Source organism: Pannonibacter anstelovis, assembly GCF_036881715.1.
GTDB lineage: Bacteria > Pseudomonadota > Alphaproteobacteria > Rhizobiales > Stappiaceae > Pannonibacter > Pannonibacter anstelovis.
The window spans coordinates 361,385-388,016 of sequence record NZ_JBAKBF010000001.1 but is presented as its reverse complement, the minus strand read 5'-3'; the positions used below and the strand labels follow the sequence as shown (position 1 = coordinate 388,016).

At 62.4% G+C, this 26,632-nt stretch carries 26 protein-coding genes; 20 read left to right on the top strand and 6 right to left on the bottom strand.

Features of this window, described 5'->3' with window-relative positions; genetic code table 11:
- Positions 1–59: 59 nt before the first annotated feature.
- Positions 60–914: a tetratricopeptide repeat protein gene (locus tag V6L75_RS01765; RefSeq protein WP_334249813.1), complete on the top strand. Its 855-nt coding sequence runs from the start codon at positions 60–62 to the stop codon at positions 912–914.
- Between the two features lie 55 nt (positions 915–969).
- Here the strand turns inward: V6L75_RS01765 and V6L75_RS01760 are convergent, their stop codons facing one another.
- The 4 genes from V6L75_RS01760 to erpA form a co-directional block, all read right to left on the bottom strand.
- Positions 970–1,275 (bottom strand): hypothetical protein, encoded by a 306-nt coding sequence (locus tag V6L75_RS01760; protein WP_334249812.1) that lies wholly within the window; start codon positions 1,273–1,275, stop codon positions 970–972.
- A 103-nt stretch (positions 1,276–1,378) separates the two neighbouring features.
- Positions 1,379–2,503 carry an alanine racemase gene (locus V6L75_RS01755; RefSeq protein WP_334249811.1) on the bottom strand — a complete coding sequence of 375 codons (1,125 nt, stop codon included), beginning with the start codon at positions 2,501–2,503 and terminating at the stop codon, positions 1,379–1,381.
- Positions 2,504–2,550: 47 nt separating this feature from the next.
- Positions 2,551–3,333 carry an exodeoxyribonuclease III gene (xth, locus tag V6L75_RS01750; protein ID WP_334249810.1) on the bottom strand — a complete coding sequence of 261 codons (783 nt, stop codon included), beginning with the start codon at positions 3,331–3,333 and terminating at the stop codon, positions 2,551–2,553.
- Positions 3,334–3,749: 416 nt separating this feature from the next.
- Positions 3,750–4,100, bottom strand: coding sequence for an iron-sulfur cluster insertion protein ErpA (gene erpA / locus V6L75_RS01745; protein WP_334249809.1), 351 nt, complete (start codon positions 4,098–4,100; stop codon positions 3,750–3,752).
- Between the two features lie 194 nt (positions 4,101–4,294).
- Here erpA and V6L75_RS01740 point away from each other — a divergent pair, with 194 nt between their 5' ends.
- The 3 genes from V6L75_RS01740 (at position 4,295) to V6L75_RS01730 (ending at position 10,293) form a co-directional block, all read left to right on the top strand.
- On the top strand, positions 4,295–5,515 hold the full coding sequence (locus V6L75_RS01740) for a deoxyguanosinetriphosphate triphosphohydrolase (RefSeq protein ID WP_334249808.1): 1,221 nt from the start codon (positions 4,295–4,297) through the stop codon (positions 5,513–5,515).
- Positions 5,516–5,595: 80 nt separating this feature from the next.
- Positions 5,596–7,362 (top strand): arginine--tRNA ligase, encoded by a 1,767-nt coding sequence (gene argS, locus V6L75_RS01735; RefSeq protein WP_334249807.1) that lies wholly within the window; start codon positions 5,596–5,598, stop codon positions 7,360–7,362.
- Between the two features lie 81 nt (positions 7,363–7,443).
- Positions 7,444–10,293: an SPOR domain-containing protein gene (locus V6L75_RS01730; RefSeq protein ID WP_334249806.1), complete on the top strand. Its 2,850-nt coding sequence runs from the start codon at positions 7,444–7,446 to the stop codon at positions 10,291–10,293.
- Positions 10,294–10,361: 68 nt separating this feature from the next.
- On the opposite strand, the gene V6L75_RS01725 is transcribed toward V6L75_RS01730, so the two are convergent.
- Complete coding sequence (locus V6L75_RS01725; protein ID WP_334249805.1) at positions 10,362–11,369, bottom strand: alpha/beta hydrolase; 1,008 nt, start codon at positions 11,367–11,369, stop codon at positions 10,362–10,364.
- Positions 11,370–11,504: 135 nt separating this feature from the next.
- Here V6L75_RS01725 and nagZ point away from each other — a divergent pair, with 135 nt between their 5' ends.
- The 11 genes from nagZ (at position 11,505) to V6L75_RS01670 (ending at position 21,096) form a co-directional block, all read left to right on the top strand.
- Positions 11,505–12,527 (top strand): beta-N-acetylhexosaminidase, encoded by a 1,023-nt coding sequence (nagZ, locus tag V6L75_RS01720; protein WP_334249804.1) that lies wholly within the window; start codon positions 11,505–11,507, stop codon positions 12,525–12,527.
- A 41-nt stretch (positions 12,528–12,568) separates the two neighbouring features.
- Complete coding sequence (locus V6L75_RS01715; protein WP_334249803.1) at positions 12,569–13,375, top strand: segregation and condensation protein A; 807 nt, start codon at positions 12,569–12,571, stop codon at positions 13,373–13,375.
- Positions 13,365–14,024, top strand: a complete 660-nt coding sequence (gene scpB / locus V6L75_RS01710) for an SMC-Scp complex subunit ScpB (RefSeq protein ID WP_334249802.1) — start codon at positions 13,365–13,367, stop codon at positions 14,022–14,024. The genes V6L75_RS01715 and scpB overlap by 11 nt, the downstream gene beginning before the upstream one ends.
- On the top strand, positions 14,021–15,166 hold the full coding sequence (locus V6L75_RS01705) for an ABC transporter ATP-binding protein (protein ID WP_334249801.1): 1,146 nt from the start codon (positions 14,021–14,023) through the stop codon (positions 15,164–15,166). The genes scpB and V6L75_RS01705 overlap by 4 nt, the downstream gene beginning before the upstream one ends.
- A gap of 135 nt (positions 15,167–15,301) precedes the next feature.
- Complete coding sequence (locus V6L75_RS01700; protein ID WP_050475185.1) at positions 15,302–15,538, top strand: twin-arginine translocase TatA/TatE family subunit; 237 nt, start codon at positions 15,302–15,304, stop codon at positions 15,536–15,538.
- A gap of 38 nt (positions 15,539–15,576) precedes the next feature.
- Positions 15,577–16,074 (top strand): Sec-independent protein translocase protein TatB, encoded by a 498-nt coding sequence (gene tatB / locus V6L75_RS01695; protein WP_334249800.1) that lies wholly within the window; start codon positions 15,577–15,579, stop codon positions 16,072–16,074.
- Positions 16,071–16,859 (top strand): twin-arginine translocase subunit TatC, encoded by a 789-nt coding sequence (tatC, locus tag V6L75_RS01690; RefSeq protein ID WP_334249799.1) that lies wholly within the window; start codon positions 16,071–16,073, stop codon positions 16,857–16,859. The genes tatB and tatC overlap by 4 nt, the downstream gene beginning before the upstream one ends.
- An 81-nt stretch (positions 16,860–16,940) precedes the next feature.
- The gene (gene serS, locus V6L75_RS01685) at positions 16,941–18,227 is read left to right on the top strand and encodes a serine--tRNA ligase (RefSeq protein WP_334249798.1); all 1,287 of its coding nucleotides are present in this window, start codon (positions 16,941–16,943) and stop codon (positions 18,225–18,227) included.
- 3 nt (positions 18,228–18,230) lie between these two features.
- Positions 18,231–18,989 carry a 5'/3'-nucleotidase SurE gene (gene surE / locus V6L75_RS01680; RefSeq protein ID WP_334249797.1) on the top strand — a complete coding sequence of 253 codons (759 nt, stop codon included), beginning with the start codon at positions 18,231–18,233 and terminating at the stop codon, positions 18,987–18,989.
- 36 nt (positions 18,990–19,025) lie between these two features.
- A complete protein-coding gene (locus tag V6L75_RS01675) occupies positions 19,026–19,706 on the top strand; it encodes a protein-L-isoaspartate(D-aspartate) O-methyltransferase (protein ID WP_334249796.1) in 681 nt (226 codons plus the stop codon).
- Between the two features lie 208 nt (positions 19,707–19,914).
- A complete protein-coding gene (locus V6L75_RS01670) occupies positions 19,915–21,096 on the top strand; it encodes a M23 family metallopeptidase (RefSeq protein WP_334249795.1) in 1,182 nt (393 codons plus the stop codon).
- Between the two features lie 84 nt (positions 21,097–21,180).
- Here the strand turns inward: V6L75_RS01670 and V6L75_RS01665 are convergent, their stop codons facing one another.
- Complete coding sequence (locus V6L75_RS01665; RefSeq protein ID WP_334249794.1) at positions 21,181–22,077, bottom strand: ATP-binding protein; 897 nt, start codon at positions 22,075–22,077, stop codon at positions 21,181–21,183.
- 249 nt (positions 22,078–22,326) lie between these two features.
- Here V6L75_RS01665 and yajC point away from each other — a divergent pair, with 249 nt between their 5' ends.
- The 5 genes from yajC to V6L75_RS01640 all read left to right on the top strand — a co-directional run bounded on the left by yajC (position 22,327) and on the right by V6L75_RS01640 (position 26,630).
- Positions 22,327–22,659 carry a preprotein translocase subunit YajC gene (gene yajC, locus V6L75_RS01660; protein ID WP_334249793.1) on the top strand — a complete coding sequence of 111 codons (333 nt, stop codon included), beginning with the start codon at positions 22,327–22,329 and terminating at the stop codon, positions 22,657–22,659.
- Positions 22,660–22,723: 64 nt separating this feature from the next.
- Positions 22,724–24,334 (top strand): protein translocase subunit SecD, encoded by a 1,611-nt coding sequence (gene secD / locus V6L75_RS01655; protein ID WP_334249792.1) that lies wholly within the window; start codon positions 22,724–22,726, stop codon positions 24,332–24,334.
- 17 nt (positions 24,335–24,351) lie between these two features.
- Positions 24,352–25,302, top strand: coding sequence for a protein translocase subunit SecF (secF, locus tag V6L75_RS01650; RefSeq protein WP_334249791.1), 951 nt, complete (start codon positions 24,352–24,354; stop codon positions 25,300–25,302).
- A gap of 10 nt (positions 25,303–25,312) precedes the next feature.
- Entirely contained in the window at positions 25,313–25,690 is a 378-nt protein-coding gene (locus V6L75_RS01645; protein WP_334249790.1) for an Mth938-like domain-containing protein, read from the top strand.
- Between the two features lie 94 nt (positions 25,691–25,784).
- A complete protein-coding gene (locus tag V6L75_RS01640; protein ID WP_334249789.1) occupies positions 25,785–26,630 on the top strand; it encodes a phytoene/squalene synthase family protein in 846 nt (281 codons plus the stop codon).
- Positions 26,631–26,632: the final 2 nt, after the last annotated feature.

Here is a 26,632-nt window from a genome sequence, read left to right as displayed (position 1 = left end):
GTGCTGCCGCCTTGGCCGGAAAAGGTGCGCCAGCCGGCACCAAGGTGAGATCCAGAGTCATGCGTATCTTGCGGAATCTCGTCCAGATCGCCAGCCTGCAGCTTATGCTGCTGGCGCCCGCTCATGCCTTCGACGGAACACCGGCCAGCAACGAGCAGATCACGCCCGAGCGCATGACCGCGAGCGAGGCTTTGCGTCTTGGCGCCAGGAAATACTATTCCGGTGACAAGCAGGCTGCGCTTGATTCCCTGCGCTACGCGGCCGAAAACGGCCAGCCGGTCGCTGCCTGGAAGCTTGGCCAGATGTATGCGGCCGGAGACGGGGTTGCCGAGGACGACTACAAGGCTTTCGAATATTACAATCAGGTTGTCAGCCTTTACGGCGACGAAAGCCCGACCTCTCCGCAGGCACCTTTCGTGTCCAGCGCCTTCGTGGCGCTTGGCAAGTACTACATGACCGGTATCAAGAACACGCAGGTCAAGGCCAATCCGGCCCGTGCCCGCCAGATCTTCACGCATGCCGCGTCGTATTTCGGCGATGCGGAAGCTCAGTATGAACTGGGTCAGCTCTACCGCGAGAATAATGATCTCATGGCAGTGCGCTGGTTCAACCTTGCGGCGCTCAAGGGCCATATCGGGGCGCAAGCGCTGCTGGGCGAGACCCTTTTCAATCTGGCCGATTCCCTGGAAAACCGCGAACGCGGCTTGATGTGGATGACCATTGCCCGCGCCCATGCGGCTGAAGAAGGCGTGGGCGATCTGGGTTGGGTCGTTGATATGCAGGAACGGTATTTCTCGCTGGCAAGCGAAGACATCCGCCGCTCAGCCGCCCGCCGTGCCGATGCCTGGATGGCCAAGCACGAGCCGATGCGTGCGCCTTCGGCGGAGGCACTCAGCGCTGCGACCTTGCGGTAAAAACGATCTGTAACAGTTTGAAAGCTGGCGTCTGTGGCCCGCGCCACAGGCGTTTTTATTCCGCTGCCGGACGGGCCTCCCACGCATAGGCCAGATCCGTCACGCGTCCTTCGGGCTCACTCAAGGGGGCCTGCGCCGAAGGGCAGGGGGACTTGCCGATCTCCCAGGAGGTCACGTTCTGTGACATCACGCATTGGGCGATGACACCGCGCAGGCAGATTACATCGCCGACATGATAGTCTTGGCTGTTTGCCTTGCAAATGCAGTTGACCTTCGGCATCTCTCCGGCGCCTGCGGGCAGCGGAGCGGCGGCAGCAATCAGGAGGGCACTCAAGGCCCCGAGGATTGAAGGGCGTGTCATCATCCAGCAAGCGTAACACGTGCTTGACGTGCATCAAGCAGGCTGACTGCTCCTTACGGTAATCAAGTCATGCGTCAGGCGCATGGCTGTAGCTACTTTTCTCTCACCAACCGTTCACCCGCGGCCACCAGCCCGTCACGGCACCGTTCCCGATCATATGGTAGCCATCATAGGCTGCTGCCGTCATGCAGGCATGATTGGGCAGCACCCGGAGCCGTGAGCCGACCGGGTAGGCCTTCAGATCCACGGGCGATCCGTCAAGGCTTGTCACATAGCCGTGCTCCTGGCTGACGCCTTTCACATGCAGTCCTTCTGCCAGCGTGCCGTCTTCGTGCCAGAGCAGACCGTAGCCGCAATCGTTGGCCTGAATGGCACAGGAACGGTCCTTTGAGAGAGCTAGACCGCCTGCATCAATAATCAGCCGGTTGAGATGCGGCGCATGGCTGACGACGGTGGTCAGCACGGTCATGGCGATGTCGTCCAGCCGGCAGACGCCCAGATTGGCCTGGAACACGTCCTGGAACATGTAGACACCGGCACGCACTTCACTGACGCCGTCCAGCGTCAGCCCCTCGCGGGCCGTGGGGCTCGAGCCGACGGAAACAATGGGGCAGGGGATGCCTTCGGCCCGGATGGCCTCTGCCGCCGCAACAGTGATGCGGCGTTCCTGTTCGGCCATGGCGACGATGCCGGCCATGTCCTTCGCGCTGTAGCTGTCGCCGCCATGGGCCATGACGCCTGCCAGAATCAGGTGCGGGGCTGCGGCAACGCTGCGGGCGACGTCCAGAATCCGTCCGTCACCTGGCTGAAGGCCGGTGCGGTGGTGGTCGACGTCAATTTCAAGGAACACCCGCAGCCCCGGGCCTTCCAGGTTCATCTCCGCCAGCGCCTTAGCGCCGTCCAGCGTGTCGAGGCAAACGGCGATATCCGCCCCGGCCCGGTTCAGCCGCATGATCCGTTCCACCTTCTGCGGCACGATTGATAGGGTGTAGAGCATGTCGGTGAGGCCATGTCCGGCGAAATACTCCGCCTCCTTCAGCGTCGAGACCGTCCAGCGGTCCGCGCCAAGGGCAGCGGCTGCGCGGGCCACGTCAATCGACTTGGCCGTTTTCAGGTGTGGCCGGAATTTTGCCCCTTTTGCCGCGATGCGCCCCGCCATTTCCACGAGGTTTGCCTGAAGGATCGAACGGTCAAGCAGCAGGCAGGGTGTTTCAAGGTCTGCAAACATGGAAGAGCCTCCAGCAGAGGGCGGGGAGGAAATGAAGGCGGTCTGGATCAGGCTGCAAGCTCGACCCAGACAGGGACGTGGTCAGACGGCTTTTCCCAGCCGCGCACATGGGCGTCGATGCCACAGCCGCGCATCAGGTCGCTTGCCTGCGGCGACAGCAAGATGTGGTCGATGCGGATGCCGTTGTTCCGCTGCCAGGCACCTGCCTGATAGTCCCAGAACGTGTAGGTCTCGGCGGCGTCCGTCGAGGCGCGCACCGCCTCGGTGAAACCGAGATTGAGAAGGCTGCGGAAGCGGTTGCGGCTCTCGGGCTGGAACAGGGCATCCCCCAGCCAGTCCTTCGGATTGCGCGCATCCTTCGGCTCCGGGATGACGTTGTAGTCGCCCAGCAGCAGGAACGGCGTTTCCTCGGCAAGGCGCGTGCGGGCATGGGCAATCAGCCGGTCCATCCAGCGCAGCTTGTAAGGGAATTTTTCCGTGCCCAGCGGGTTGCCGTTGGGCAGGTAGAGGCAGCCGACGCGCAGCGCCCCGCCGTCTGTCGAAACGGTTGCCTCAATGTAGCGGGCCTGCTCGTCCGTATCATCGCCCGGCAGGCCGCGCTGAATATCCTCCAGCGGCTGGCGGGAGAGCAGAGCAACGCCGTTGAAGCCTTTCTGCCCGTGGGTGGCCACGTGATAGCCGAGCTCTTCGAAGGGAGCGGCAGGAAAGGCTTCGTCCACCGACTTGATTTCCTGGAAGCAGGCAATGTCCGGCTTTGCCTCGGCAAGCCACTGCAGCGCCGTATCGATGCGGGCCTTGACCCCGTTGATGTTCCAGGTGGCGATCTTCATGCCCGCTGCCGTCCTTCCGCCGTTCTCATGATTTCCGGCTCACAGTGTTAGCAGGGGTGCGGGGGGATGGCCAGAGAGGGGGGATTGAGGCCACCCGGGAAAACGTGCTCGGGTAGCCATTGCGGGGCGGGGCTGTATCTTCGGAGCCGCCAGCGTGTTTTCAGGCAGTGCGTTCGTAACAGGTCCCGGCACACGGCCGGGACGGCGCGGTGGAATTGCTTTCGCAGGGTACAATCACTGAGGACAGAGCGTGTTCAGCGGGCTCCCAAAGGAGACACATTCTCCACGCTGTCCCGGCCTTGTGCCGGGACCCGTCAGGGATTTGCTGTCTGCAAGTCTGGCCAGTTTTGCCTTCGATGCAGACCACACGATGGCAATCTCCTAGAGGCAATACGATGCGAAAGGGTAATGTGCCTTCAGATCGTAAAACTCGTCCCGCAGCCGCAGCCAGCGACCGCGTTGGGGTTACGGATCTGGAACGACTGGCCCATCAGGTCGTCGATGAAGTCGATTTCCGAGCCTTCCATGTACTGGAGCGACACCGAATCGACCAGAACCGTGGCGCCGTCGCGCTCGATCACGAGATCATCATCCTCGCGGGCAGTGACCACGTCATACTTGTACTGAAGGCCCGAGCAGCCGCCGCCTTCGACGCTGACGCGCAGCATTGCGCCGGGCGCTTCACCGGAGAGAATCTTCGCAACACGGCGGGCGGCGCGGGCGCTCAGGGTGACCGGAGTGGCGGCTTCCAGGGTGTCTGTGCTCATGATTTCGGCTTCCTGTCGGGGGCGGCGCTGGATTTCTGCAGGAAAATGGCCATATCCAGCCATTCACAGGGTGTCATCACAGTTGCGCCTTGTCTTGACTAATAGGTATGTACGCATTGGGCCTGCGTCAATTGCAGAAGCGCAAGGTCAGGAATGCCGTCCGGTACGGTCAGCTTGCAGGCGGGGTGATTTGAATGACAGTAGCGAGCCTTGGGTATGGGGCGCAGGCACGGGCCGTCTATGCACAGGACCCGGCGCATACGCTGGGGCGCCTTTACCCCGAGCCGGAGAGCCCGACACGCACGCCTTTCCAGCGCGACCGGGACCGCATCATCCATTCCACCGCATTCCGCCGCCTGAAGCACAAGACGCAGGTTTTCGTCTACCACGAGGGCGATCACTACCGGACCCGGCTGACCCACACCATCGAGGTGTCGCAGATCGCCCGTGCGCTGGCACGAGCCCTGCGGCTCGACGAGGATCTGGCGGAATGTCTGGCGCTGGCCCATGACCTCGGCCACACCCCCTTCGGGCATGAGGGCGAGGATGTCATGCATGAGTGCATGGCCCCCTACGGCGGCTTTGATCACAATGCTCAGTCGCTGCGCGTCGTCACGTCGCTCGAACACCGCTACGCAGAATGGGACGGGCTGAACCTCAGCTGGGAAACGCTGGAAGGCCTTGTGAAGCACAATGGCCCGCTGGTGGATGCCTCGGGCGCGCCCCTTGGCAAGTTCAAGGACAGCGTGCTGCCTTTCGCCATCCGCAGCTATGCGGACAAGCAGGATCTGCGCCTCGACAGCTGGCCGAGCGCAGAAGCGCAGGCCGCCGCCATCGCCGATGACATTGCCTATGATGCCCATGATCTTGATGACGGACTGAGGGCGCGGCTGTTCAACATTCAGGATATCGCAGAAGTACCGTTCCTGGCGGATATCCTGCAGGAAGTCGACAGCCGTTACCCGGGGCTGGACGAGCCGCGGCGTATCCATGAAATCGTCCGCCGCCAGATCACACGCATGGTTGAGGACGTCATTAGCGAGGGCATCCGCCGCCTGCGTGAGCTGCAGCCGAAAAGCGCCGACGACATCCGCAAGGCTGGGCACGCGGTGGTGGACTTCTCCGCCGAAATGAGCAGGGCCGAAAAGGAAGTGAAGCGCTTCCTCTTTGCCCGCATGTACCGGCACCCGGACGTGCTGTCGGTGCGCAAGCTGGTGGCGCGGATCACGCGCGAGCTTTTTGCCCATTACATGGCCACGCCGTCCGACATGCCTCGGGAATGGGCTGCAGGAGCTGCAGACCTTGCACCAGAGGCGCGGGCGCGGCGCGTGTGTGACTTCATCGCCGGCATGACAGACCGCTATGCCATCGAGGAACACCGCCGCCTGTTTGACGATACACCGGATTTGGGCTAGGCCCGCCGCCAGACATGCCCCAGGGTGAAACCGGGGCGCTCAAGCCATTCCTTTTCAAGACAAGCCAGATTGGCCAAACGATGAACATCTTTGCTGAATTCACCACCCGGGTGCAGGCTGCCGTCAAGGCGCTCGATCTTCCCAGGCCCTTGAGCGATCAGGAACTTGACCGCATCACTGTGGAAAGCCCGCGTGATCCGGCCCATGGCGACCTTGCCACCAATGCGGCCATGGTCCTGTCCAAGCCGCTCGGCATGAAGCCGCGCGACCTGGCTGACCAGATCGCCGCTGCCCTTGCAACGGATGCGGAAGTTGCCGAAGTCAGTGTCGCCGGTCCCGGCTTCATCAACCTGCGCGTCAAGCAAGTGGTCTGGCAGAGGGTTCTGGGCGCTGTCGTCAACGGCGGCCTGGACTTCGGCCGTTCCGCGCTTGGCGGTGGTGCAAAGGTGAACGTTGAGTATGTTTCGGCCAACCCGACGGGGCCGATGCATGTGGGCCATACGCGCGGTGCGGTCTTCGGCGATGCGCTGGCCAATCTTCTGGCCTTCGCCGGATACGAGGTGACCCGCGAGTATTACATCAACGACGCAGGCTCGCAGATCGACACGCTCGCCCGCAGCGCCTTCCTGCGCTACCGCGAGGCTCTGGGCGAGGACATCGGCGAAATTCCGGCAGGCCTCTATCCGGGCGACTATCTGAAGCCGGTGGGTGAAGAGCTGGCAAAGGCCCATGGCAAGGCTCTGCTGGAGATGGGGGAGGATGCTGCTCTGCCCATCGTCAAGGAAGCGGCGATTTCGGGTATGATGGAGCTGATCCGCGGCGATCTGAAGCTCCTCAACGTGCATCACGATGTGTTCTTCTCCGAGCGCACCCTGCATCAGCGCAACGAAGGCGGAGAATCGCCCATCGACCGGATGCTGGACGTGCTGCGCGGCCGTGATCTCGTCTATGAGGGCACCCTGCCGCCGCCGAAGGGCCAGCTGCCGGAGGACTGGGAAGACCGCGAGCAGACCCTGTTCCGCGCCACCGGCTTTGGTGACGATATCGACCGCCCGCTGAAGAAGTCAGACGGCTCCTACACCTACTTCGCTGCAGACGTCGCCTATTTCCTGTCGAAATACGAGCGTGGCTTCAAGGAGATGGTTTATGTGCTGGGCGCCGACCACGGCGGTTATGTGAAGCGTCTGGAAGCGGTCGGCAAGGCCATTTCCGGCGGTTCGTCCGAGGTGATCGTGCGCCTGTGCCAGCTGGTGAAGCTGTTCCGGGCGGGCGAGCCTGTGCGCATGTCCAAACGTGCTGGCGATTTCGTCACCCTGCGCGATGTAGTGGAAGAAGTGGGCCGGGATCCGGTGCGCTTCATGATGCTGTTCCGCAAGAATGACGCACCGCTCGACTTCGATTTCCAGAAGGTGACGGAGCAGTCGAAGGACAATCCCGTCTTCTACGTGCAATATGGCCATGCCCGCTGCTGCTCTGTGCTGCGTCAGGCTGCGGAAGAACTGAACGGGCAGGATCTGTCGGATGCGGCCCTGTCTGCAGCGGACTATGCAGCTCTGAGTGATTCTGGCGAGCTGGAGCTGATCGGCAAGCTGGCGATGTGGCCGAAGATGGTTGACGCCGCTGCGGAGGCGCATGAGCCGCACAGAATCGCGTTTTTCCTGCATGATCTGGCAAGTTCCTTGCATGCGCACTGGAACCGTGGCAAGGAAATGCCGCAATTACGTTTTATTAACCCTGAAAATACAGAGTTGACTCTCGCGCGTCTTGCTCTTGTGAGGGCGGTATCTTTGGTTCTTGCTTCTGGGCTTGCAATTCTTGGAGTCGACGCCCCCCAGGAAATGCGCTGAGGCAGGAGAGCGTGTCCGGCCGGGTGATCCCGGATAGCCAGTTGGCCTGGCCGGATGCCATCGGTGGAACGCAACACGAATATGTCTCAACGCTCTGACTTTCCCAGATCCGATTCCCTCCGTGAGGCAGATTCTGCCGCGCGGCACACGGACGATCAGCTGGGCGCTGAGGATCCGCTGGTTCAGCTGGCGCGCATCGTCAACCGCAACCGTCCTGCGTCTCCGGAGGCCGGCGGCGATTATTTCGCAGCGCTTGATCAGGATGAGCTGCTGCGGGAGCCGGTGGAACAGGCCCCGGTCTCTCCGCCTGCCAGCTACAGCGGCGGCGAGAGCCTGGACGCTTACAGTCCGCAGCAGGGCTATGCCGGCGAAGAGGTTTATTCTGACGCTGCATCCTATGCGGACGAGCCGTACGAAGCCTATCCGGCCCAGCCGGACTTTGACGAGCCGTCTCGTGCCTTGCCTGAAGGTTTCCAGCTGCAAGACCCCTACGGCACGCCGCGCAGTGAGGAAAGCGGCTATCCGGAGACTGTGTCCCAGCCTTTTGTGACACCGGATGTCCGCAGCAGCGGCGAATCCTTGCGCTATGAAGAGGCAGAGCCTGAGCAGTATGAACCTGCCCTTGACAGCTATGCGCTGCGTGGTTCGTCTGGTCTCCAGCTGAATGAAGATGCCTTTGTTTCGTCTCTGGCTGCCGGCCCGGGTGATGACTACCCCACGCAGGACGATTCTGCGGCTGGAGCGCCTCAGGGCCTGAATCTGTCTCTCGATCCGGAAGAGCTTGCTGGCTTTGCGGCCGATGATGCTTCCATGGACGGCGACGAGGTCTACCGCAGCCAGTCTTATGGCTCCGCTGTCTATTCCGGCGAAGGCTATGCAGAGAGCGGCGCTTACCCGGCAGATGACACTTACTTCGGTGAGACCGGCAACGGAAATCCGGCGCCCGGTGGAAACCGCTATGACGATGAGGCTCAGAGCGAATTGCGCGGGTCCCTGGATCAGGGAAGCGGCTTTGATTTTGCTGCCAGCCTGGAGAAAGGGCTTGAAGGAGAGCTGCAGGAGGCCTTTGAAGCTGGGCTTCAAGGCCAGAACCGCGCACAGCCGGCTTTTCCCTCTGCCGGATACGGTGAGGAGGAGCCTGTTCCTTCCGCGCGTGATGCAGGGACAGGGTCCATGGCGGCAGAGCTTTCGGCTGCTCTTGCCGGATCGCTGGTGTCTGCGCTGAGCGAGGAGACCCCGGCTGCAGGGTCAAAGTCTGCAGAACGGGCCTTCAAGCCGCGCGCAACACCTCAGATGCCTCAGGCCAGGGCCGAGCATTCGGACAAGCCCGCCAGTGCGCCGTCCTACGGAGGCTATGACCCCGAAGCGCTGGCGGCCGCGCCCCAGCCCAGCAAGGCAGCTACCGCTGCAGTTCCCTTTGTGCCGGATGCGACGCAGCCCTGGCCGTCGCTGGCCTCCGATGCAGCTGTGCGCAGTGCAAAGGAAGCTTCCGCCAGTTTTGCGGAGCTTGATGATCTGGTTGGCTCCCTGTTCAAGGACGAAAGACTGCAGAAGGGCACTGAGCCCGAGCGAATGCCGTCCAGCCTTGATGCTGCCGATATTGACGACATGGCTTGGCCGGATGCTTTGCGCAATCTTCCGCGTGATGCAGGTCCTGTCGAAGATAATCTGTCTGAAGGCGACATTGCGGATATTTTTGCCCAGAGCCGCCCGCAGGCGCAGCAGCTGCCGTTGTTGTATGACGAGGACGAAGCGCCGCCGCCTCCGGGGGGCTACGATCTCGATGCGGTCGCCCGTGCCATGCAGGAAAGCGACCCGACGCTTGCGGGCGCCGGTATCCTTCCGCCCCACTCCTCATATGAAGAGAAGGCAGCTCCGCATGCTGGCAACAGCCGCCGCGGGCTGAAAATCGCTGCCGCTGTGCTTGGTGTGGCGGTTGTGGGAGGCGCGGTCTTTGCATTGTTCGGAACTGGCGGCTCATCTGTGCCTGATGGCCCGCCTCAGGTGATTGCAGGGCTCGAAGAGCCGCTGAAGACCTATCCCGAACCGGCTGAAAGTGGCGTGAGCCAGCCCGCCAAGCTCATCTACGACCGTGTTGGCGGGGAGCCTGCGGATGGTGAGCGCATGGTCGTGCAGGACAGCCCCGAGCCGGCGGAACTTCCCCCGGCACCGGTTGACGGTTCTGCATCGGACCTGACGCCAGGGGCGCCGAAGCGGGTGCGAACGCTTGTAGTGCGGCCTGACGGAACGATTATCAACGGCACCTCGGGCTCTGATACGGCCGGGGCGGGGACCGTCCGCACCGTTTCGCCGGCGCCCGTTGCGCAGGCTCCGGCGCTTGAAACGCCAGGCATGCCCGGCGCTGCTGGTGCGCTTGCTCCAATTACTTCCTTGCCGCCAGCACCGGGCGCTGAGGGGGCGGCCGGTGCTTTGACACCGGTAACACCGGAAGAGCAGCAGGCTGCGGACGCAATCTTCAAGGGGGCGTCGCCACGCGTGAAGCCTGCGCCGGGTGCTCAGGTTGCTGCTGTTCAGCCACAGCCGGTCCCGGCTCAGCCCTCGACCCCGCAGCCGGTCCGGTCCGGGCCGCTTAATCTGACGCAGCCTGCTGCACCCCAGCCCGTTGCGGCGCAGCCCGTGCAGCAGGCGCAGGCCGCCGCTCCGGCCGCTTCGTCGATCGCACCGGGCACCTATGTGGTGCAGGTAACGTCTCAACGCAGTCAGGAACAGGCGCAAACCGCCTACGCAGCCCTTCAACGCCGCTATCCGTCGGTGCTCGGCGGGCAGACGCCGGTGATCGAGCCTATCGAGATCGAGGGCCGGGGGACGTTCTACCGTGTGCGCATTCCGGCCGGGTCCAAGGATGCTGCCGATGCGCTCTGCGGCAGCCTTCAGTCTGCTGGCGGCGACTGCTTCGTCCGCCGCAACTGAGACGGATAGCCCGAACATAAAAAAAACGCCGGTCGCATGACCGGCGTTTTTTATTTGAATACAGCCTGTTACAGCAATGCCTTCACAAGATGCGGCAAGCTGCGCTCCAGCCGGTAGTCGATGGAGGAATGGTTGTCCGGAAACTCCTCATAGACATGCGTGACGCCCCTTGCGGTCAGCGTCTGGTGCAGGCGGCGGGCGCCGTAGAGAAGATTGTACTGGTCCACATCACCGCAATCGATCCACAGCGCCTTGAGGCTGGCAAGCGCGTCCAGGTGCTGTGTGACAATCTGCGCCGGGTCATGTGCCAGCCAGTTGGCCCAACGCTCGGGGATGAGTTCGCATGTGCCGGAAGTGACGGGCAGGCGGATGCCGCAGAAACTGTCCGGGTCCGGATCATAGCTGGCGGCCATGGCGAGGGACATCAGCACATGCATGTCGGCGCCGGAGAATTTCGGTCCTGCCTCGAAGTCGGTGATGAAACGCTCCACCGAGCCGCCCTTGCGCGCCAGTGTCCGCAACACGTTGGGCATGTCAGGCAGGTAGCACAGCTCGAAAGCCATGTCGCCGGAATGGCAGGCGGCGGCGGACCAGATGTCCGCATGCCGCATGGCGTGGATGATGGCGCCATAGCCGCCGGAAGACTTGCCGAAAAGCCCGCGCCGGCCCGCACCGCCGCACCCGAACCGGCCCTCGACTGCCTCCAGCATTGGCCCGGTGAGATATTGCGCCCACAGACCCATGGCGGCCGAATCGACATACTGGTTGCCGCCCAGTCTGGTGAAGCAGTCCGGCATGGCGATGACAACGGGAGGCAGGGTGCCGTCCTCGATCATCCGGTCAAGCCGCTCGGGCAGGTTCTCGCCGAAATTCTTCCAGGCGGCATGGCCAGGGCCCGAACCGGTAAAGCCCGCCAGATCGACAAGAAGCGGAAGTCCCTTGCCATCATGGCCATGGGGCACGTAGACGATGACCTCGCGCTCTGCCGGATCGCCCAGGAGATTGGCTGCCAGCAGGGGGCTTGCGACCGTGAGGCTGTGAAGACTTCCCTTGGGTGTGTCGTGGCGCTTGCGCATGATGGCATCCTGTGATTGGCACATGGGTCTCAGGGCATGTTTATGGGCCAGGCGCGCAGAGGGTGCAAATCAGCCCTTTGTGCAGCCTGACAGATCCGGGTTGTTCCTGTGGAAGGACGCCCGCGAAGGTGTTTGATGACGAAGGCATTCATCACGGGCTGTGCGGGGCTGGAACTTTCGCAGGATGAGCGCGCCTTTCTGGCTGCCGAAGACCCTTGGGGGCTCATTCTCTTCCGCCGTAACTGCGAGAGCCGCGAGCAGATCGGGGCGTTGACAGCCGCCTTCCGTGACGCGGTTGGACGCGACGATGCACCGGTGCTGATCGATCAGGAAGGCGGGCGGGTGCAGCGCCTGCGCCCGCCGCTCGCTCCGTCCTATCCGCCTGCGCGCCGCTTCGGGCAGCTTTACAAGCTGGACCGTGAAAAAGGCCTGCGCGCCGCCTTTCTGGGGGCGCGGCTGATTGCCTGTGACCTTGCCGGGCTTGGTATCACCGTCGATTGCATGCCCGTGCTGGATGTGCTGTTCCCGCAGACTGTGGACGCCATCGGCGACCGGGCCTATGCCGGGGAGCCGGAGACGGTGGCAGCGCTTGCCCGGGCCGCTTGTGAGGGGCTGCTGGCGGGCGGCGTTCTGCCGGTGATCAAGCATCTGCCGGGCCACGGGCGTGCGGAAGTGGACAGCCATCTGGAACTGCCGCGGGTGCGTGCCTCGCGAGCCGAGATGGAAGCAGTGGACATGCTGCCGTTCCGCAAGCTCGCAGATCTGCCGCTGGGCATGACCTGTCATCTGCTGTTCGAGGATATCGATCCGGAGCATCCGGCCACCCAGTCGAAGATCATCATTGAAGAAGTCATCCGCCGCCAGATCGGCTTTGACGGCGTGTTGATGAGTGATGATCTTTCCATGGAGGCTCTGGGCGGCGATATTGGCAGCCGGGCGGCGAAATCCTTTGTTGCGGGCTGTGATCTTGCGCTTCACTGCAACGGGGATCTCAAAGAGATGCGCCAGGTGGCGGCAGTTGCTCCGGTGCTGCAGGGCGCCAGCCTTGCCCGCTGCGCGCGCGCCCTCGCCATGTGCAAGGCGCAGGAAACGGACTTCGATGCGCTCGCAGCGCGGGCGGAACTGGATGAACTTTTGACCGGTGCAGGGCTGGCGTGAAACCGCACCAGACTGAAATCCGCGCGTGAAGGAAACGGCAGATGGTGACACAGCCGGACTTTCTGGAAGGCCCGCCCATCGACAGCGAGCGGGCGGTGTCCGATCCGCAGCTTGTCGTGGATGTGGACGGCTTTGAAGGCCCGCTCGACCTGCTGCTGACGCTGGCGCGCGGACAGAAGGTGGACTTGACCCGCATTTCCATTCTGGCGCTGGTGGAACAGTATCTGACGTTCGTCTCTGAGGCCCAGAAGATGCGGCTGGAGCTTGCCGCCGACTATCTGGTGATGGCGGCCTGGCTCGCCTATCTGAAGTCCCGCCTGCTGATTCCCGAACAGAAGAACGAGGAGGAGCCGACGGGTGAGGAGCTTGCTGCAGCGCTTGCCTTCCGCCTGCAGCGCCTGGAGGCGATGCGCAATGCCGCCGCTGCGCTGATGGCCCGAAACCGGCTCGGCCGGGATATATTTGCCCGCGGCGCGCCCCAGCAGCTGGCCGTTCAGCGCAAGAGTGTCTGGACGGCGACCATCTACGAGCTTCTTACTGCCTATGCGGCGCAGCGCCAGCGCCAGTCGGTCACCCATGTTCGGGTGCGGCTCAGGACGGTGTGGTCACTGCAGGAGGCCCGTGACATCCTGACGCGTCTTGTTGGCAGCATGGCAGAGTGGGCGCCGATCAATTCCTATCTGATGGATTATCTGATGGACGATCAGGAACGGGCGACGGTGCTGGCCAGCACCTTCTCCGCCAGCCTTGAGATGGTGCGCGAAGGGCATATCGAATTGCGCCAGTCCGGCCCGTTTGAGCCGGTTTACATCAGAAAACGGCAGGAGGGTGCCCGCGATGGCGGATGAGATCGACCGGGATGGCCTGCGCATGGTGGAGGCGCTGCTCTTCGCCTCTGCCGAGCCGTTGGCGCGGGACGACATTGCCGCCCGCCTGCCGCAGGGCATGGATGTGGATGGCCTTCTCTCGGAGCTGAAGCGCCATTATGCGATGCGCGGCGTCAATCTGGTGCGGGTGGCCGGCAAGTGGGCCTTCCGCACGGCGGAGGATCTGGCCTATCTGCTGCAACGCGAGGCCGTGGAACAGCGCAAGCTCTCGCGCGCAGCGCTGGAAACCCTTGCCATTATCGCCTATCACCAGCCGGTGACCCGCGCTGAGGTTGAGGAAATCCGGGGCGTTTCGACCAACAAGGGCACGCTGGACGTGCTGATGGAAACCGGCTGGATCCGAATGCGCGGCCGCCGCAGGACGCCGGGGCGCCCGGTGACCTACGGTACCACGGATTCTTTTCTCGACCATTTCGGGCTGGAAGTCATTGGCGATCTGCCCGGCCTTGAGGAGCTGAAGGGGGCAGGGCTGCTCGACAGTGCCATCCCTGCCAGCTTCCATGTGCCGATGCCGGACGATTCGGATACCCTTGCTGCGGACGAAGATCCGCTGGAGACCGGGGAGCTGTTTGATTTCGAGGAGCTTGAGGAAGAGGAACCGCAGCAATGAGCGCAACCGTCCTGAAGGAACAGCCCGAAAGCGGCGATGCCCCCGGCTGGGGGGCGCGCGGCACGGCAGGGGCGGCTTTTGCTGCTGGTCTGGCCTTTGAGAAGGTTTTTCATTCCTACGATGGCGTGCCGACACTCCATGATGTGAGCCTCAGTATAGAGCCTGGAGAAATCCTCTGCCTTCTGGGCCATTCGGGCTGCGGCAAGACAACGCTGATGCGCATTGCGGCCGGCGTCGAGCCGCAGACGTCCGGACGCGTGCTGATCAATGGCGAGGAAGTTGCGGGTCCGGCCTGCTTCCTGCCGCCAGAGAAACGCGGTGTCGGCCTGATGTTTCAGGACTATGCGCTGTTTCCGCATCTGACCAATCGCGAGAACGTGATGTTCGGCCTGACGCAGTTGAGCCGGGATGCGGCCCGATCAGTTGCCGGGCAGATGCTGGCGCGGGTGGGACTGGCGGGTTATGCGGATGATTATCCCCATTCGCTCTCCGGCGGCGAGCAGCAGCGCGTTGCGCTGGCCCGCGCGATTGCGCCGCGTCCGGGCATCCTGCTGATGGATGAGCCGTTCTCCGGCCTTGACCGGCGCCTGCGCGATGATGTGCGCGAAGAAACCCTGATGATCCTGCGCGAGACGCGGGCGACCTGCATCATGGTGACCCACGATCCGGAAGAAGCCATGCGCATGGGTGACCGGATCGCCCTCATGCGGCGCGGGCGGCTGGTGCAGTTTGGTACGGCGCGGGAGCTCTATCTCAATCCCACAAGCCGGTTTGCGGCCCGGTTCTTCTCCGAGGTCAATGAACTGGAGGGTGTGGCCACGGCCGACGGGCTTGAATGTGCCTTGGGCCGTCTGGCTCTGGAGCCGGAGCGCTGCATGGCGGCTGGCACGAAACTGGACATCTGCGTTCGCCCGGAAGGCGTGATTCTCTCAGGCCTGGAGGGCAAGGGGCGCAAGGGACGCATTCTCAGCCGCCGCTTCATCGGCATGGCGGATCTGGTGCTCGTGGACGTCGAAGGATTGTCCCATCCCCTGAAAGCAAGGTTGCGTGGCGATGAGGGCCTTACCGCAGGTTCTGATGTGAGTGTGGAGCTTGATCCACGGGACGTACTTGCCTTTGCCAAAGAGGCTGTAACCGACTAGAAGGAGCTTGTGGGGCCACCTTCCGGGTCCCACATCTCCTGAGTCTGGCGCTTGGTGGACAAGCGTCCTGCGCCAGGGGCAAGGGTGCATGAGGGCAGGGCATTTCGTATCTGACCCGTAATGGGAGTTCTGGGAATGAGTATTGGTATCTGGCAGCTGCTGATCATCGCAGTGATCGTTATCCTGCTCTTCGGGCGCGGCAAGATCTCCGACCTGATGGGCGACGTCGCCAAGGGCATCAAGAGTTTCAAGAAGGGCATGGCTGAGGACGACACAGCCGAGAAGGCTCCCGAAGCGTCCAAGACCATCGAACACAAGCCGGCTGATCCGGTTGCTGCCGACAAGGTACAGGACCAGTCCAAGGCTGGCTGATACGTCAGCCGCTTTGTCGCTAGGGATGGCGGTTATTCATGTTCGATATCGGATGGGCTGAACTTATGGTGATTGCCTGTGTGGCAATCATTGTCGTTGGCCCGAAAGACCTGCCGCGGATGCTGCGGACCTTCGGTCAGATCGTCGGCAAGATGCGGCGGATGGCGAACGAGTTTCAGTCGACCTTCAATGATGCCGTCCGCGAGGCTGAGCGTCAGGCCGACATTGATGACATGCGCAAGGCTGCTGATGCCGCCGCCAACTTCAATCCTCTGGGCGATCTGAAGAGGTCGATCGAAGGGGACCGTGTGGCCGGTAAGAACTCTGCACCTCAGGCTCCAGCGCCTGAAGCAGCTGAACCACCGGCACCTGTTTCTGCCGCAAGTTCCACCGGGGATCAGCCGCCAGCTGTTCCCGTGGCGGGACCTCAGGTTCCAGAATCCAAGTCTGCGCCGAAGCCTGAGCCTGCTCCGGTCACTCCGGCCGCCTCCACCGAAGTGCAGGCTGCACCTGCTTCCCAGGACAAGACAGCATGAGCCAGGACGACATCGACGCCTCCAGGGCGCCGCTCATCGAGCACCTGATCGAGCTGCGCTCCCGCCTGCTGAAGTCGGTCATCGCCTTCATCATCATGTTTGCCGTGTGTTTCTACTTCGCGACAGACATCTACAACATTCTGACGGTGCCCTATCTCAAGGCCGTTGGCACCGCCAAGCCTGTCGAGATGATCTTCACCGCGCCGCAGGAGTGGTTCTTCACCCAGATGAAGCTGGCGCTGTTCGGCGCGCTGTTTCTGGCGTTTCCGGTGATTGCCTCGCAGATCTACATGTTCGTGGCGCCGGGGCTATACAAGAACGAGCGGAGTGCCTTCCTGCCTTTTCTCGTGGCAACGCCGGTGCTGTTCCTTATGGGCGCATGTCTCGTCTATTTCTTCGTCATGCCGATGGCGATGGGCTTCTTCCTGTCGATGGAGCAGACGGGCGGCGAGGGCAGGGTGGCCATCCAGCATCTGGCCAAGGTGAGTGAATATCTCGGTCTCATCATGACCCTGATCTTCGCCTTCGGCCTCGTGTTCCAGCTGCCGGTGGTTCTGACGCTGCTCGGCCGGGCCGGGCTGCTCTCTTCGCAGACGCTCAAGGAAAAGCGCAAGTACGCAATGGTGATCGCCTTCATCGTTGCGGCCATCCTGACGCCGCCGGACCCGATCAGTCAGATCGGCCTTGCGATCCCGACCTTGCTTCTCTACGAAGTGTCCATTCTTTCGGTGCGGATGATCGAGCGCAAGCGGGCCGAGCAGGAAGAGAGCGAAGCGGCGGACTGAACCGCTTCCTGGCTTCCTTGCCTTTGCCCCTTCCGCCGGTCTGTCCGGACCGCTTTTCCTGTCTTTCAGCGGAAGCCTGACATGTTCGACATCAAGTGGATCCGGGACAATCCCGACGCCTTCGACGCAGCCCTCGCACGCCGTGGTCTCGACAAGGCATCCGCCCGTCTCATCGCGCTCGACGATGCGCGCCGCAGCCACATTGCCCGCCTGCAGGAAGCCCAGGAGCGCCGCAATGCAGCCTCCAAGGAAATCGGCAAGGCCAAGGCTGCGAAGGATGAAACAGCGGCCCAGGCGCTGATTGACGAAGTCGCCAAGATCAAGACCTTCATTCAGGAGGGCGAGGAAGAAGAGCGCCGCCTGAACGAGGCGCTCGAACAGGCGCTCTGCGTCATTCCGAACCTGCCGCTGGACGATGTGCCGGACGGTGAGGATGAGAGCGGCAACGTTGTCTACCGCACCTGGGGCGAGAAGCCGGAGCTGAAGCCCGGCTTTGCGCCCAAAGAGCACTACGAGCTGGGCGAGGCCAATGGCGGCATGGACTTTGCCGTTGCGGCCAAACTGTCGGGCTCGCGCTTTGTTGTGCTCAAGGGCCAGCTTGCCCGGCTTGAACGCGCGCTCGGTCAGTTCATGATCGACCTTCACACGGGCCAGAATGGCTATACGGAAGTGTCGCCGCCGCTGCTCGTCAACTCCGAAACCCTCTATGGCACCGGCCAGCTGCCGAAGTTCGAGGAAGATCTCTTCAAGGCGGGGGATGGCCACTATCTGGTGCCGACCGCCGAGGTGCCGCTGACGAATCTTGTCGCGGGCGAGATTCTCACCGAGGACATGCTGCCCCTGCGCGTCACGGCGCTCACCTACTGCTTCCGTTCCGAGGCCGGGTCGGCCGGCCGCGACACGCGCGGCATGCTGCGTCAGCATCAGTTCCAGAAATGCGAGCTGGTGTCGGTGACGGCGCCTGAAACCTCGCTGGACGAGCTGGAGCGCATGCTCGGCTGTGCCGAGATGGTGCTGCAGAAGCTCGGCCTGCATTACCGCGTCATGACCCTTTGCACCGGCGACATGGGTTTCGGCTCGCAGAAGACCTACGACATCGAGGTCTGGCTGCCCGGGCAGAACACCTACCGCGAGATCTCGTCCTGCTCGGTCTGCGGCGATTTCCAGGCCCGCCGCATGGGCGCACGCCTGCGTCCCTCTGATCCGGCGGCCAAGGGCCTGCGCTACGTGCACACGCTCAATGGCTCGGGTCTTGCCGTTGGCCGCACGATGATCGCGGTGATGGAGAACTACCAGAACGCCGATGGCAGCATCACGGTGCCGGAGGTTCTGCGGCCCTATATGGGCGGCCTCGAAAAGATCGGGTGAGCCATGCGCATTCTCATCATCAATGATGACGGCATCCATTCTCCGGGGCTCTATGCTCTGGAGCGGATTGCGAAGACCCTGTCCGATGATGTCTGGATCGTCGCGCCGGAGACGGACCAGAGCGGCGTTGCCCATTCGCTGACGCTCTCTGAGCCGCTGCGCCTGCGTCAGGTGAACGAGCGGCACTTTGCCCTGCGCGGCACGCCGACCGACTGTGTCATCATGGGGGCCCGCAAGGTGCTTCCCGGACTGCCGGATCTTATTCTCTCCGGGATCAACCGGGGTGAGAATGTCGCCGATGACGTGACCTACTCGGGCACCGTTGCAGGCGCCATGGAAGGGGCAATCCTTGGCATCCCCTCGATTGCCGTGTCGCAGGCCTATGGCTACGGTCAGGGGCGCAACCCGGATTATTCTACGGCGGAAGCTCATGGTCCGGCGCTGTTCCGCAAGCTTCTGGACTTCAAACTGCCGCGGTATACGCTTTTGAACGTCAATTTTCCGGCCTGCCCGGCGGATCAGGTGGCGGGCGTGCGGGTGACGGTGCAGGGCCATCACGAGCAGACGGGCCTGATGGTGGATGAGCGCGTCGATGCACGCGGCTTCCCGTATTTCTGGCTCGGCTTTACCGCCCGCACGCATGATCCTGTCGGCAACAGCGATCTCAACGCACTCAATGCCAATTGCATCTCCGTGACGCCGTTGCGTCTGGATCTGACTGCGCATGATCTTGTCGGGCTTGTGGCAGAGCATCTGGGCTGATTTCTGGGTGCAACAAGGGCGTGAAAGAGGTGGAGCATGCCGCAGGTGTTCGACACCGGACCGGAAACGGTCACACAGGACGAATCGGAAGCCCGTGCGGCACTGGTTCTGTCCCTGCGCCGCCGCGGGCTGAATGACAGGCGTGTGCTGTCTGCGATCGAGCGGGTGCCGCGCCGGCTGTTCCTCTCTGCCCGCCACCACCGCTTTGCCTACGAGGATTCGCTGCTGCCGATCGAATGCGGACAGGTGGTCAGTGCACCGTCGATGGTGGCCAGAATGGTGCAGCTTCTGGAAATCGCGCCTAACCACCGGGTCCTGGAAATCGGCACCGGATCGGGCTACCAGACGGCGATTCTGTCCCACCTGAGCCAGCATGTCTTTACCGCCGACCGCTATCAGACGCTGATCAATCTGGCGCGCCAGCGCATTGCTGCGCTCAAGATCCAGAATGTCGAGTTTCATCACGCCGATGGACTGACGGGTCTGCGCGAAAGAGCGCCTTATGACCGGATCATTCTGACAGGTTCGGTTCCAGCCATCCCCGATTCCGTGCGGCTTCAGCTTGCGCCGGACGGAATTCTCCTCGCTCCTGTCGGTCCTGCCGGGCAGCAGCAGGATCTGATGTGCATGCGCAAGAAGGATGGTGAGTATCTCAGCACCAAAGTTGGCGAAGTCCGGCTTGTTTCCTTGCGTGATGGGATCGCGCAGGTGCTCTAAAGGCCCGAAAACCAAAGGGTTTACCTTTTGTTGATCTGGCGTTTAGGCTTTGTCAACCTTACTCGCTTCTAATGATTGCCAGTGGTTTTCAACTGTGGATCAGAGTAGGGCGATGGCAAATCCGATGCGTGAGTATCGCAGCTCCCTGCGTTTGCGGGTCGCAGCAATCTGTGTGCTGGCTTCAGTAGGTGCGGGCTGCAGCGGGAGCATGGAGCGGTTTGCAGACGGCCCTATTTACACGGGCAGCACTCCCAATCAGCGTGCGATTCTCGGGCAGCCGGGCGGTGCCGGTCAGCCGTCTTATCAGGATGTGGTTGCTGGGCGCGGCGCGTATAACGGCAGCCTGCCTGCATCGGGCGGTTCGCCCCGGGCAACCAGCTCGGTGTCCGGTTCGGCACTTCCGCCGCTGACGCAGACGTCCAGCAATCCTGCTCCCGTTGCAGCAGCACCTGTTCCTGCGCAGCTGCAGGCTGCCGGGCAGGGTGAAAAATCCTGGCGCGGCTGGTCGAGCGCAGGCGGAACCCGCGTGAGTGCACGCCAGAACGAATCTGTAGCTTCCATGGGGCAGCGCTTCGGTGTTCCCGCCGACGCAATTGCTGCCGTCAATGGGATCGACAAGAATGCGCCGCTGCGGGCGGGGCAGACCGTGTTGATTCCCACCTACTCAACGGCTGGCGCTTCCGCTCCGCAGACAGCATTGCCTCCAGCCGGAGATTCGCCGGCCACGACGGGCACCGTGGCACCTGCTGCGCAGCAGCTTGCCGCTGTATCGGCGCCTGACCGCAAGCCGGCTGGCGTGCGCGAGGCTACGAATGCTCCGGCTCAGGTGAAAACACCGGTGGCACGTGCAAACGAGCCGAAACCTGCCGCCCCGATCGCGGCGCTGCGTGAGGTGCCTGCGTCCAGCCTGCCTGCCAATGACAAGCCGGCCATAGATGCACTCAATTCTGCGGCTGGTGAAAGCAAGCCGATGCAGACGGCTTCCATCGATCCCGAGGAAACCGTTGGCGGGCCGATGTTCCGCTGGCCAGTGCGCGGCCGGGTTATCTCCGAGTTTGGCTCCAAGCCCGGCGGTGCCCGTAATGACGGTATCAATCTGGCTGTTCCGGAAGGCACGCCGGTCAAGGCCGCAGGCGATGGCTCCGTCATCTATGCCGGCAACGAGTTGCAGGGCTTCGGCAATCTGGTGCTGATCCGCCATGCTGATGGCTGGGTTTCCGCCTATGCCCACAACAGCGAAATCATGGTCAAGCGCGGCGACGAAGTGCAGCGCGGTCAGGTAATCAGCAAGGCTGGCGCAACCGGCAACGTCACACAGCCGCAGGTTCACTTCGAGCTGCGTCAGGGCAACCGTCCGGTCGATCCTACGCGCTACCTGCCGAAAGGCTGATCTGAGGACGCAGGGACTTCTCATGACGAAACTGCCCGGAGTGCTTCAGCGCTCCGGGCAGTTTTGATTCCTGCAATGAGTTATTCAGGTGAGCGGCTTGCCGAGGCGTCCGGCCAGATCCTGGATATACTGGAACGCGACGCGCCCCGAGCGTCCGCCGCGTGTGGTGGACCATTCCAGCGCCTCTGCGCGCAAGGCGGCGGGATCGATCTCCAGTCCGAAGTGCCGGACATAGCCGCCAACCATTTCAAGATAGTCATCCTGGCTGCAGTTGTGGAAGCCAAGCCAGAGGCCGAAGCGGTCGGACAGCGAGACCTTTTCCTCCACTGCTTCCGCCGGATTGATGGCTGTCGAGCGCTCGTTCTCGATCATGTCGCGCGGCAGCAGGTGGCGGCGGTTCGAGGTGGCGTAGAAGATGACATTCTCCGGCCGCCCTTCGATTCCGCCCTCCAGAACCGCCTTCAGTGACTTGTAGGAGGTGTCATCGTGATCGAAGCTCAGGTCATCGCAGAAGATGATGAAGCGGTGTGGTGCGGCCTTTATGATCTTCATCAGGGAGGGCAGGGTGTCGATGTCTTCCCGGTGGATCTCGATCAGCTTCAGGGCCGGGATCGAGCCGGATGCGTTGATGTGTCCGTGAACGGCCTTCACCAGCGACGATTTGCCCATGCCTCTGGCGCCCCACAGCAGGGCATTGTTGGCGGGCAGTCCCTTGGCAAAGCGCATGGTGTTTTCAAAAAGGAGATCCCGGACGCGCGACACTGCGCACAGGAGTTCCAGTTCGACCCGGTTGACCTTTGGCACGGGAGACAGCTCGCCCGGCTGGGGCTGCCAGACAAAGGCATCTGCCGAGGTAAAGTCCGGGGCAGATGGTTGTGCAGGAACAGCGCGGGCGATCAGGCTGATCAGCGTGTCGAGCTTTGCCGACAGCAGCTGGAAATCTGGGCCGGTTTGCGGAAAATCTTTGGCGCCTTGGGTCATCTTGCAGGTGTAACTCGCGGTCTGAGTGCCTATATGGCGCGAGGAAACGCGTCTTCATCAGGCTTAGCACGCGGGGGAGAGCGCCGAAATGCCGGTTTTGGCTGGATCGGTACGCTCAATATTGCAGCATGGCTTGAATTGCGGGGCTCCCTCGGTATAGTCCGCGCAATCTGATGAAGGCGAAACCAGAAATAAACGGATGGTGCCGTCCGCCACTGGCGAGAATCGCCCTTCTGCGAGGAGAGCTTGATGTTGATTACCCCTGCCTATGCCCAGACTGCCGGAGTTGGCGGCCCGGACTTCCTGATCCAGATGCTGCCGTTCGTAGCCATCTTCGCAATCATGTATTTCCTCATCATCCGTCCGCAGCGTCAGCGGATGAAGAAGCATCAGGAAATGATCGCGAACCTGCGCCGCGGCGATACGGTGGTCACGGCTGGTGGCCTCATCGCCAAGGTGGTCAAGGTAGTTGACGATTCGGAAGTGCAGGTCGAACTGTCTGAAGGCGTGCGCGTGCGTCTGGTGCGCTCCATGGTGCAGGAAGTGCGTTCCAAGTCCGAGCCGGTCAAGGACGGCGAATAATCCAATCCCTGCGGATCCCATTGGCCCGGCCTTTTGTGCCGGGCCTTAATACAGGCGTTTCGTCATGCTCTATTTCGCACGCTGGAAGATCGCACTGATCATTGGTGTGGTCCTTGCGGGCATTGTGTCCGTTCTGCCGAACTTTCTGCCGGCTTCGACACTTGCATCCTGGCCCAAGTGGCTTCCCCAGCGCCAGATTGTGCTTGGTCTCGATCTTCAGGGCGGTGCCTATCTGCTCTATGAAATCGACCGGCAGGACTATATCCAGAAGAGCCTGACGACGCTGACAGGTGAGATCCGCAGCGAACTGCGCAAGGAGCCGCGCATCGGCTACACCGGTCTTGGCATCCAGGGTGAGAGCGTTCAGCTCCGCATCCGGGATATGGACCGGCTGGCTGATGTACGCGAACGTCTGCAGCCGCTGGTCAATCCGCTGGTAAACTCCCTTTTCGGCGGCGGCTCGGTCAACGAATTCTCCCTCTCGGTGGAAGATGACGGCCTGGTCCGCTTCACCTTCACCGAAGAGGGTCTCAATCAGCGTATGGCATCGATCGTGCAGCAGTCGATCGAGGTCATCCGCCGCCGTGTGGATGAGCTTGGCACGACTGAGCCGAACATCCAGCGCCAGGGAACGGACCGCATTCTTGTGGAAGCGCCCGGCGAGCAGAATCCCGAGCGGCTCAAGTCGCTGATCGGGCAGACGGCGCAGCTGACCTTCCACCTTGTCGACACCACCATGTCTGCCGAGCAGGCTATGCAGGGCCGTCCGCCAGCCGGCACGATGGTGCTGAGCTCGGTGGATGATCCTCCTGTGCCTTACCTTGTGGAGGAAGCCCCGCTGATGACCGGCGAGGATCTGTCCGATGCGCAGGTTTCGATCAACCAGCAGACCAACGAGCCTGTTGTCAGTTTCCGCCTGAACACGGCGGGGGCGCGCAAGTTTGCCACGGTCACCACCCAGAACGTCGGCCGTCCTTTTGCGATCGTGCTCGACAATGAGGTGATTTCGGCGCCGCGCATCAATGAACCGATTACGCAGGGATCGGGTCAGATTTCGGGCAATTTCACCGTACAGACCGCAAACGATCTGGCCGTGTTGCTGCGTGCCGGTGCTCTGCCGGCCAAGCTGACCGTGATTGAGGAACGCGCCATCGGACCCGGTCTTGGCCAGGACTCGATTGATGCGGGCCGTCTGGCTTCGGTGATCGGTGCGGCCTCTGTCGTCATCTTCATGATCCTTGCCTATGGCCGCTTCGGGCTGTTCGCCGACATTGCGCTGGCCGTCAACGTGATCCTGATCTTTGCAATGCTGACGCTGTTGCAGGCGACGCTGACACTGCCGGGCATCGCAGGCATCGTGCTGACCATCGGCATGGCGGTGGACGCCAACGTGCTCATCTACGAGCGCATCCGCGAAGAGTACCGTGCCGGACGCTCGGCCATTTCGGCGATCGATGCCGGGTTCTCCCGCGCCTTCGGCACTATCGTGGACGCCAACGTGACGACGCTGATTGCAGCACTCGTGCTGTTCCAGCTTGGTTCCGGACCGGTGCGCGGCTTTGCCGTGACGCTTGCCATCGGCATTCTCACGACCGTGTTCACGGCCTTCACATTTACTCGGCTTCTCGTCGCTATCTGGGTCCGCAGGGCCCGGCCGACGAAGCTTGCGCTCTGATCCGGGAGAAACACGTCATGGCTTTGCTCCGTCTTTTTCCGGACAACACCAAGTACCGCTTCATGTGGTTCAGGAAGGTCAGCTTCCCGCTGTCCATCCTGATCGCCCTCGCTTCCCTTGGCCTGTTCTTCTCGGTCGGCCTCAATTACGGCATCGACTTCAAGGGCGGCAGCCTGATCGAGCTTAAGACGCAAGGGCCAGCCGACCTGGCAGCCATTCGTGGTGAGCTGTCGGGTCTGAACCTTGGCGACGTCCAGGTGCAGCAGTTTGGCGATCCTGACGAGGTGCTGATCCGCATCGAGCAGCAGGATGGCGGTGAGCTGACCCAGCAGGCGGCCATCAACAACATCCGCGAAGCTTTCGAAGGGCAGGTGGAGTTCCGCCGCGTGGAGATCGTCGGTCCGCGCGTTTCGGGTGAACTGGCCTTCGCCGGCACTATGGGCGTCACGGTGGCTCTGGTCTGTATCCTGTTCTACGTCTGGTTCCGCTTCGAGTGGCAGTTTGCCGCCGGAGCCATTCTCACGACGCTGAACGATGTGATCGTGACCATCGGTCTCTTCGTGATTCTGCAGCTGGACTTCACTCTGTCGAGCATTGCGGCCATTCTGACAATCATCGGTTATTCGCTGAACGACACGGTCGTGGTCTATGACCGGATCCGCGAGAACCTGCGGCGCTACAAGAAGATGCCGCTTCCCGAGCTTCTGGACCTGTCGATCAACGAGACGCTGGCCCGCACGACAATGACGTCGGTAACGACGCTGATCGCCCTGTTGGCTCTCTATATCTTCGGCGGTGAGGTCATCCAGTCCTTTACGCTTGCGATGATCATCGGCGTGGTGATCGGCACCTATTCGTCTATCTTCCTCGCGGCGCCCATGCTCATCCTGTTCAACCTGCGCGGCACAGGCGGCGGGGAGGAAGAGGATGGTGCCAAGGACGGCAAGTCAGCGGCCAAGACGGCCTGAAGGCGGTTTCATGGAAATCCGCAAGGCTCATTTTCCCGGACGCGCACCCGTCGACTCCTATGGAGGCGGCGGGTTCCGCTTTGCGGGCATGTCTCATCATGGGTCCATCCTGTGCCTGCCAAGCGGCATTCACGGTTGGGATGTGACAAGCATTGCAGACCTCACACCCGGGGCGTTCGCCAGGGTGCTGGAGCAGGCTGGGGATATCGAGGTGCTGCTGATTGGCACTGGCGTGGAGCTCAAACCTCTCGGCAGCGAGTTGAGAACCCTGTTCCGCGAGGCCGGGATCAAGGCCGAACCCATGTCCACAGGCGCTGCTGTGCGCACGCTCAACGTCCTTCTCTCGGAAGACCGTGCCGCTGCTGCCGCGCTGATTGCGGTGGATTGATCTGAAGGTCAGTCTGATGCCAAACACTGAACTCTTGAGGTATCCGCAGTTCACCGCTCTGGTGCGCGCTGGAAAGAGGCCTATTTAGGCAAGAATGCAGACGAATTTTGACCACGCACAAGCGCTGGTGCGCCAGCTCGATCCTGACCGCTATCTGACGGCATTGCTTGCTCCGGAAGAACACCGCGGCGGATTGATGGCCCTTTATGCCTTCAACATGGAAGTTGCGCGGGTGCGTGAACTGGTGCGGGACCCTCTGCCCGGCGAAGTCCGCCTGCAGTGGTGGCGGGATTTTCTCGCAGGCAGCGCTCATGGTGACGCCAATGCCAACCCGGTGGCTGCGGCCCTTGCCACGACCATCGACCGTTACCGGCTTCCTGTCGCGGCCTTGCAGGGGCTGATCGATGCACGGGTCTTTGATCTTTACGACGATCCCATGCCAACCCTTCATGATCTGGAGGGCTATACGGGGGAGACGTCTTCGGCGCTCATGCAACTCGCCTCGATCATTCTGGCTGGCGGGGATGAGGCTGGTACCTGTGACCTGGCCGGTCATGCAGGCGTTGCCTACGGTCTCACGGGGCTGCTCCGGGCTCTGCCCTGGCACGCTTCCCGCCGTCAGCTCTACTTGCCTGCCGATGTGCTTGACCGGCACGGTGTGGACCGGGAAACCCTGTTCCGGGGGGAAGCGACGCAGGAACTCGGGGCTGCGCTGGCTGAGATGCGTGAGCATGTCCGCCATCACCTCGGCCGCGTAAAGGGCCTGAAAACAGTCTGCACGCCTGCCATTGTTCCGGCATTCCTGCCGGTTACGCTCGTCGAGGCGTTTCTGGGGAAGATGGAGCAGAAGGGATATGACCCGCTGCGCTCCGAGGTTTCCCTGTCGCAGTTGCGGCGCCAGTGGCTGATCTGGCGCGGGGCCCGGCGCCTGCTGACTTGACA

What these genes read in the sequence shown, in the direction of transcription:
- V6L75_RS01765 (WP_334249813.1), top strand. Translation starts at nt 60, where the DNA reads ATGCGTATCTTGCGGAATCTCGTCCAGATCGCCAGCCTGCAGCTTATG.
- V6L75_RS01760 (WP_334249812.1), bottom strand. Translation starts at nt 1,275, where the DNA reads ATGACACGCCCTTCAATCCTCGGGGCCTTGAGTGCCCTCCTGATTGCT.
- V6L75_RS01755 (WP_334249811.1), bottom strand. Translation starts at nt 2,503, where the DNA reads ATGTTTGCAGACCTTGAAACACCCTGCCTGCTGCTTGACCGTTCGATC.
- xth (WP_334249810.1), bottom strand. Translation starts at nt 3,333, where the DNA reads ATGAAGATCGCCACCTGGAACATCAACGGGGTCAAGGCCCGCATCGAT.
- erpA (WP_334249809.1), bottom strand. Translation starts at nt 4,100, where the DNA reads ATGAGCACAGACACCCTGGAAGCCGCCACTCCGGTCACCCTGAGCGCC.
- V6L75_RS01740 (WP_334249808.1), top strand. Translation starts at nt 4,295, where the DNA reads ATGACAGTAGCGAGCCTTGGGTATGGGGCGCAGGCACGGGCCGTCTAT.
- argS (WP_334249807.1), top strand. Translation starts at nt 5,596, where the DNA reads ATGAACATCTTTGCTGAATTCACCACCCGGGTGCAGGCTGCCGTCAAG.
- V6L75_RS01730 (WP_334249806.1), top strand. Translation starts at nt 7,444, where the DNA reads ATGTCTCAACGCTCTGACTTTCCCAGATCCGATTCCCTCCGTGAGGCA.
- V6L75_RS01725 (WP_334249805.1), bottom strand. Translation starts at nt 11,369, where the DNA reads ATGCGCAAGCGCCACGACACACCCAAGGGAAGTCTTCACAGCCTCACG.
- nagZ (WP_334249804.1), top strand. Translation starts at nt 11,505, where the DNA reads ATGACGAAGGCATTCATCACGGGCTGTGCGGGGCTGGAACTTTCGCAG.
- V6L75_RS01715 (WP_334249803.1), top strand. Translation starts at nt 12,569, where the DNA reads ATGGTGACACAGCCGGACTTTCTGGAAGGCCCGCCCATCGACAGCGAG.
- scpB (WP_334249802.1), top strand. Translation starts at nt 13,365, where the DNA reads ATGGCGGATGAGATCGACCGGGATGGCCTGCGCATGGTGGAGGCGCTG.
- V6L75_RS01705 (WP_334249801.1), top strand. Translation starts at nt 14,021, where the DNA reads ATGAGCGCAACCGTCCTGAAGGAACAGCCCGAAAGCGGCGATGCCCCC.
- V6L75_RS01700 (WP_050475185.1), top strand. Translation starts at nt 15,302, where the DNA reads ATGAGTATTGGTATCTGGCAGCTGCTGATCATCGCAGTGATCGTTATC.
- tatB (WP_334249800.1), top strand. Translation starts at nt 15,577, where the DNA reads ATGTTCGATATCGGATGGGCTGAACTTATGGTGATTGCCTGTGTGGCA.
- tatC (WP_334249799.1), top strand. Translation starts at nt 16,071, where the DNA reads ATGAGCCAGGACGACATCGACGCCTCCAGGGCGCCGCTCATCGAGCAC.
- serS (WP_334249798.1), top strand. Translation starts at nt 16,941, where the DNA reads ATGTTCGACATCAAGTGGATCCGGGACAATCCCGACGCCTTCGACGCA.
- surE (WP_334249797.1), top strand. Translation starts at nt 18,231, where the DNA reads ATGCGCATTCTCATCATCAATGATGACGGCATCCATTCTCCGGGGCTC.
- V6L75_RS01675 (WP_334249796.1), top strand. Translation starts at nt 19,026, where the DNA reads ATGCCGCAGGTGTTCGACACCGGACCGGAAACGGTCACACAGGACGAA.
- V6L75_RS01670 (WP_334249795.1), top strand. Translation starts at nt 19,915, where the DNA reads ATGGAGCGGTTTGCAGACGGCCCTATTTACACGGGCAGCACTCCCAAT.
- V6L75_RS01665 (WP_334249794.1), bottom strand. Translation starts at nt 22,077, where the DNA reads ATGACCCAAGGCGCCAAAGATTTTCCGCAAACCGGCCCAGATTTCCAG.
- yajC (WP_334249793.1), top strand. Translation starts at nt 22,327, where the DNA reads ATGTTGATTACCCCTGCCTATGCCCAGACTGCCGGAGTTGGCGGCCCG.
- secD (WP_334249792.1), top strand. Translation starts at nt 22,724, where the DNA reads ATGCTCTATTTCGCACGCTGGAAGATCGCACTGATCATTGGTGTGGTC.
- secF (WP_334249791.1), top strand. Translation starts at nt 24,352, where the DNA reads ATGGCTTTGCTCCGTCTTTTTCCGGACAACACCAAGTACCGCTTCATG.
- V6L75_RS01645 (WP_334249790.1), top strand. Translation starts at nt 25,313, where the DNA reads ATGGAAATCCGCAAGGCTCATTTTCCCGGACGCGCACCCGTCGACTCC.
- V6L75_RS01640 (WP_334249789.1), top strand. Translation starts at nt 25,785, where the DNA reads ATGCAGACGAATTTTGACCACGCACAAGCGCTGGTGCGCCAGCTCGAT.